The organism is Pirellulales bacterium (assembly GCA_035546535.1).
GTDB lineage: Bacteria > Planctomycetota > Planctomycetia > Pirellulales > JACPPG01 > JACPPG01.
This window is the reverse complement of record DASZWQ010000019.1, coordinates 1-5,175: the sequence shown is the minus strand read 5'-3', so window position 1 is coordinate 5,175 and position 5,175 is coordinate 1. Positions and strand designations below refer to the sequence as shown.

Here is a 5,175-nt window from a genome sequence, read left to right as displayed (position 1 = left end):
CCGATGATTGCCAACCGGCCCGTCACCTTTGCGCTCAAATCCGGCTCGCTGGGGTACGTGAGCACCATGACGCAGACCGCGGAGCTGATGGGCCCGCCGCCGCTGGCCGTGGGTAGCCCGGCCACGAATTACCATTTAGGCGGCGCCCCGATCGTCGTGGCGCCCGCGGCGACACTTGGGCAGGGCGCGTTTGCCAATTCGCTGCTCACGGTGGCCGACACGTCGCCGTACATCAACGACCGGCTCAACATACAGTCCGCGGGGGGGCTCGTCGTTTCGGGCAGCACGCTCATTTACAACGGCATCGTGATCGGCAGCTTCACGGCCGGCAGGACCGTGACCGTCAAGTTCAACGCGAATGCCACGCAGGCCGGGGTCCTGGCCGTGGCTCAGAACATCACCTTCACCAGCATCGTCGCTAAGCCGATGACCGGCAACCGCGGCATCAGCTTCCATTTACGAGTCGGCGCCGATGGATACGTCGTAACGTCGAATACGACGGTGAAGGTGACGGCGTAGTACCTCGCCCCGCGACAAACCGCTCTAGCATGCTTATCGCCTGCGGCGAAAAGCATGGCACACGGCATGCGCGGCATGCGTTGATTCCATCTGTCGGTTAGCCGGCCTTGAGCTTCTTCAACTCATCCCAGAACGGGCCGACGTTGTCGCGTTTGATCTCGCGGTGCGGGATGTAGAGGATGCCGTTCTCGGGGATCACGCTTTTGTCGCCGCGGGCCACTGCCCCCAGGATGCGCACGGCGTGGTAGCCGAACTCGAATGGCTGCTGCACGATCGTGCCGTAGATGTCGCCGTCCTGCACGCCTTGCAGCGTTTCCTCGTTTTCGTCGAATCCGACGATACGCACGGCGCCGGCAAGGCTCGCCCCCTTCACCGCCGCCAGCATGGCAGGCGGGTTATAGGCCCACAGCCCGACCAGGCACAGTTTGTTCGGCTCGCTGCCGTATTTGACCAGGGTGTCTTCGACGTTGGCTTTGCATTTATCTTGCTTGGCGTCGTCGGTCATCGTGTCCAGCAGCGTGTACTTGCCTAGCTCAGGTCCCTCGGCCCCCTTCGTGCCAGCCAGCTCGTCGAGGACTCCTTGCCGGCGCTCGATGGCGTTTTGTGCGTCCATCTTGCCGACGTAGATCACGATCTTGCCCCCCTCGGGCATGGCCTCGCGCACCAGCTTGCCTGCGCCTTTGCCTGCCTCATAGTTCTCGGTGCCGATATAGCACAGCCGGCCGCTCCCCTCGGGCAGGTCGCTATCCTGGGTGACTAGCGGCACGCGCGCCGCCACGTCCTTCAAGAACCGTGCCTGATTCGCCGAATCGTTCGGGCTGATGGCGATGCCCTCGATGCCCTTGGCCAGCAGGTCCTCGATGATCGAGCGCTGTTCGGCGGCTGTGCCGCGCGGCGGCATCTGGAAATCGACCGTCACGTCGAATTCCTTCGCGGCCTTCTCGGTGCCACGGCGGGCGATGGTCCAGAACTCGTACGGGTTGTTCGTGACGAACGCCACGACCGGCTTACCGTCTTTCGCGCGCGGTTCGCTCTTCGCGCCGCAACCGACGATCGAGCCAAGTGCTGAAAGCGAGAGGACCACGACAAGGACAAATGAACGACGCATGAGCGTGTGTGCTTTCAAACGGGATTGAGGTTGTGCGAATCGGAAAGGCTCAGGGCATGCGCGACGGCGCCAGGGCGTCACGCGCCAATGTACTTCGCGTGGACCGTGCGCGCTGTGGCGATATCGTCCGTGCCCCCGACGATGGTGCGGCCATCGGGGAAGACCGTCAAAACATAGTCGTCGACCGCCAGCCGCAGCAAGAAGGCATTTTGCGTTACCCGGCCGACCGCGGCCAGCTTTCCGGCGAGCGTGGCGAGGGAAAGCTGCTGCCGCGTGGGGGGCGTGAGCTGCACGGCGTTTCGTCCGCACAGGACCGCGGTGTGGCTGCCGCGACGGCCTGACAGCCAGGGATATTCTCCGTGCCGGCAAGTGCGGCAATCGGCCGTTTCGCGCAGTTTGTCGAGGCGCACCTGCCGGACCTGGTTCTCCCACAGGTCGACCACCAATAGATTTCGCTGCACCGCTTCGCGATGGCCTGCCAGGATCTTGATCGCCTCGTTGGCCTCGATCGATGCGATGACGCCGATGATCGGCGCGAGAATGCCGGCGGTGTCGCACGTCGGCGCGGTGCCGGCGTCGGGCGGCTCGGCCATCACACAGCGAAAGCAGGGGGTCTCGCCGGGGAGGATGGTCATCGTCTGCCCTTCAGCTCCCAGGCAGCCACCGTAGACCCATGGTATGCCCAGCTTCACTGAAGCGTCGTTGATCAGGAACCGTGTCTCGAAATTGTCGGTACCGTCGACGATGCAATCGACGCCGGCGCAGAGCGACTCGATGTTTTGATAATCGACGTCGGCGACCAGCGGTTCGATTTCGACCTGCGAGTTGATGCGGCGCAGCTTGTTGGCTGCGGCGATGGCCTTGGGCAGATCGGCCCGCAGATCGTCCTCGTCGAACAGGACCTGCCGCTGCAGATTGTTGAGTTCGAGAAAGTCGCGATCCACGAGCCGTACATGGCCGACGCCGGCGCGGACCAGCGTGTTGGCGATGACCGAGCCCAGGGCACCGCAGCCGCACACAAGCGCCCGCGAAGCCAACAACCGCCGCTGGCCGTCTTCGCCGAGCGGGGCGAAGCGGCTTTGCCGGGCGTAGCGGGCGAGGTCGGACGCTTGAGAATCAGTCATCGCATGTTTTCGCCAAGAACATGCTTTTTCGCCGCAGGCGAAAAGCATGCCGCGTTCTTTCTTCACGGATGATACGGCGGCGTCGGATTGATCCGGCGGCCTTCGATCATGTCCGCCAGGTAATCGGTCACGCGCGGAATGATCCGGTCCCATAATCCTTGACCCGTCTCGGCTCGCGACAGGGCCGGCTTTGGGTCTTCCTGGTCGGCCCACATGTCTTGCCGCACATTTTCCGGGAACGCGGCGAGGCCCAGGCTGGTTTCGAATTCCTGGGCGTGCCCCGGCAGGTCGTCAGGCAGCCGGTGACCGCCCGTCAATAGCTCACGGGCGTCGTCGGCCGTGAGCACGTCCCAGTACGACAGAAAATGCAGGTTTGCCGGCACGATGCGTTGAAACTGGTCCCAAATCCCGCGGCACGGCGCGACGTTGCCACCGTGGCCGTTGAGCACCAGGATGTGGCGGAAGCCGGCCCGCGACATACTCTCGATCATGTCGTTCACCACGGCCAGAAACGTTCCGGGGCGCAGGCTGAGCGTGCCGGCGTGCTTCATGTGATGCTCGCTGATGCCCGCCATCAAGCCTTGAGCCACCAGGACGCGCGGGCTCAGCCGCTGGGCAACTGCCGTGGCCGCGTGGCTGGCGCTGCGCCAATCGTGCTCCATGGCCAGGTGTTCGAGATGTTGCTCGACCGCGGCCACGGGAATGATGCACGCCTGCAACTGGCCAGACTTCATCCGCTCGCGGAATTCGCGCCGGGTCAGTTTGCCGAGCAGGACTTCACTTTTCTCTTTCATCGACTTGTTGAACGAGTCTTATTTTTTTTCGAAGAACGATGCTACGGCGTCCGACTCGGACTCGAAGATTTCGAACAACGTGCCATCGAGCCGAGTGACGCGGAACAGCTCGCGCAGTTCATCGTTCATGCACAGCTTCACGCGCCCGCCCAAGGAACGGATGCGCCGCTCGAGCCGGATCAGCCCGCCGATCGCTTCCGAAGAATACCGGCTCACCCCCGCGAGCGAAACGACGACGCTGGTCGGCTTCTGCTTCTGGGCGAATTCGACCAGCTCGTCGGCCAGGTCGTTGATCACGTTGCGGCCGACGATTTCCTGTTCGCGCGGGTGGATCAGCGTAACGGGGCCAAGCTGTTTGACTTGGAAGGTCTTAGGGTCCGCCATGAGATGCTCGTCGCGGCAATGCGCCCGGCAGACGCCGGACTCAGACGTGGATTTCCAGCCCGCGGTCATTATACCTGCCGTCCGGCAGGGCGGTTGCAGGATTCGAAAGGCTTGCTCGGCCGTTTGCCGGCGATCAAGCGCACTCGTTCGGTCCTTCGCGGCGCGGGAGAGAATCTTGGGCGCGTCTCGGCATTCAGCGGCTGGGCTGGCATTTCGCCCGGCACGCAATCGGCTAAGATAGGACGTCCTTTCGGTGCGGGAGGAAGCAGAGTCCAAGAGCTTAACATTCATCAACAATAAAGGATGGAACGATGGGAGCGAATCGGGGAGGCGTTGCGGCCCGTGAGCGTCGTCGGCGGCGGCGGCGGAACGAAATCGGGATCGAGCGCGCAGCGGCCCGCAAGGCGGCGGGTACGGCCAAACCGGCGAAGGCTACGAAGCCCAAGGCCGTGGCCAAGCCCAAAAAGCCAAAGGCCGCAAAGGCTGAGTAGCGTTAAGCGGCCGAGCCACCAGGCTCGCTTTTGGGCCACGGCATGCCCAGAGCGGCTGCGCCCGAAAACGCATGGCAGGCATGGCAACCGCTAATAGATCGCCCGCATATAATCAGGGGCGAGTTGAAAAAAACCTTGCAGCGGGAGGTTTCGCATGCGATTTCGCTTTGCTCTATGGGCATTTGCCTTGGGCGCGGTCGTCGGCGCCTCGGCGGTGCTGACATGGATGACGGGTGACTTTGCGCCGAACAACAGGGCGCATTTCGCCCCAGTTTCAGCGCAATTCTCGGTGGTTGAACCGGACGATGTTCGGCGGGACGTCAAACCAGTACCGCGAGACTGGCAACCGCGCGAGTTCAACGGCAAAACGTATTACGTGATTCCGTTGAACGCCGCCTAAAAATCGCCAAGGTTCAGCCGGCCGTCTCGCGGTAATAGGCAATCGTGCGGCGCAGGCCTTCTTCGAATTCGACCTGCGGTTCATAGCCGAGCGCCTGCCGAGCTTCGCTGATGTCGGCCAGGCTTTCGCGCACGTCGCCGACGCGGGGCGGCTTGAAGACCGGAGCGACTTTCGTGCCCAGGTACTCGTTCAACAGCTCGATGAGCCTCAGCAAGTTCGTCGAGCGGCCGTTGGCGACGTTGAAGACCCGGCCACTTACGCCGGGCGCATCGGCCGCCAGCAGGTTGCCGTGGACGACGTTGCCCACGAACGTAAAGTCGCGCGACTGCCTGCCATCGCCGTAGATCAGCGGGCT

At 63.3% G+C, this 5,175-nt stretch carries 7 protein-coding genes; 2 read left to right on the top strand and 5 right to left on the bottom strand.

The features are described 5' to 3' along the window. The coding region (locus VHD36_02140) for a hypothetical protein (GenBank protein ID HVU86091.1) at positions 1-519 on the top strand (519 nt) is incomplete at its 5' end. 97 nt (positions 520-616) lie between these two features. Here VHD36_02140 and VHD36_02135 read toward each other — a convergent pair. The 4 genes from VHD36_02135 to VHD36_02120 form a co-directional block, all read right to left on the bottom strand. Beyond that, the gene (locus VHD36_02135; protein ID HVU86090.1) at positions 617-1,627 is read right to left on the bottom strand and encodes a sugar-binding protein; all 1,011 of its coding nucleotides are present in this window, start codon (positions 1,625-1,627) and stop codon (positions 617-619) included. Between the two features lie 77 nt (positions 1,628-1,704). Continuing rightward, positions 1,705-2,751, bottom strand: coding sequence for a ThiF family adenylyltransferase (locus VHD36_02130; GenBank protein HVU86089.1), 1,047 nt, complete (start codon positions 2,749-2,751; stop codon positions 1,705-1,707). A gap of 62 nt (positions 2,752-2,813) precedes the next feature. Further along, positions 2,814-3,545 (bottom strand): creatininase family protein, encoded by a 732-nt coding sequence (locus VHD36_02125; GenBank protein HVU86088.1) that lies wholly within the window; start codon positions 3,543-3,545, stop codon positions 2,814-2,816. 18 nt (positions 3,546-3,563) lie between these two features. Further along, positions 3,564-3,929 carry an STAS domain-containing protein gene (locus VHD36_02120; GenBank protein ID HVU86087.1) on the bottom strand — a complete coding sequence of 122 codons (366 nt, stop codon included), beginning with the start codon at positions 3,927-3,929 and terminating at the stop codon, positions 3,564-3,566. A gap of 645 nt (positions 3,930-4,574) precedes the next feature. Between VHD36_02120 and VHD36_02115 the strand changes: the two genes are divergently transcribed. Next, positions 4,575-4,820, top strand: coding sequence for a hypothetical protein (locus VHD36_02115; GenBank protein ID HVU86086.1), 246 nt, complete (start codon positions 4,575-4,577; stop codon positions 4,818-4,820). A gap of 13 nt (positions 4,821-4,833) precedes the next feature. Here the strand turns inward: VHD36_02115 and VHD36_02110 are convergent. Next, positions 4,834-5,175: GDP-mannose 4,6-dehydratase (locus tag VHD36_02110; GenBank protein HVU86085.1), on the bottom strand; the 342-nt coding region annotated here is incomplete at its 5' end.

Bases quoted from the DNA above. Each gene is read 5' to 3' on its own strand.
- VHD36_02115 (HVU86086.1), top strand. From the start codon at position 4,575: ATGCGATTTCGCTTTGCTCTATGGGCATTTGCCTTGGGCGCGGTCGTC.
- VHD36_02135 (HVU86090.1), bottom strand. From the start codon at position 1,627: ATGCGTCGTTCATTTGTCCTTGTCGTGGTCCTCTCGCTTTCAGCACTT.
- VHD36_02130 (HVU86089.1), bottom strand. From the start codon at position 2,751: ATGACTGATTCTCAAGCGTCCGACCTCGCCCGCTACGCCCGGCAAAGC.
- VHD36_02125 (HVU86088.1), bottom strand. From the start codon at position 3,545: ATGAAAGAGAAAAGTGAAGTCCTGCTCGGCAAACTGACCCGGCGCGAA.
- VHD36_02120 (HVU86087.1), bottom strand. From the start codon at position 3,929: ATGGCGGACCCTAAGACCTTCCAAGTCAAACAGCTTGGCCCCGTTACG.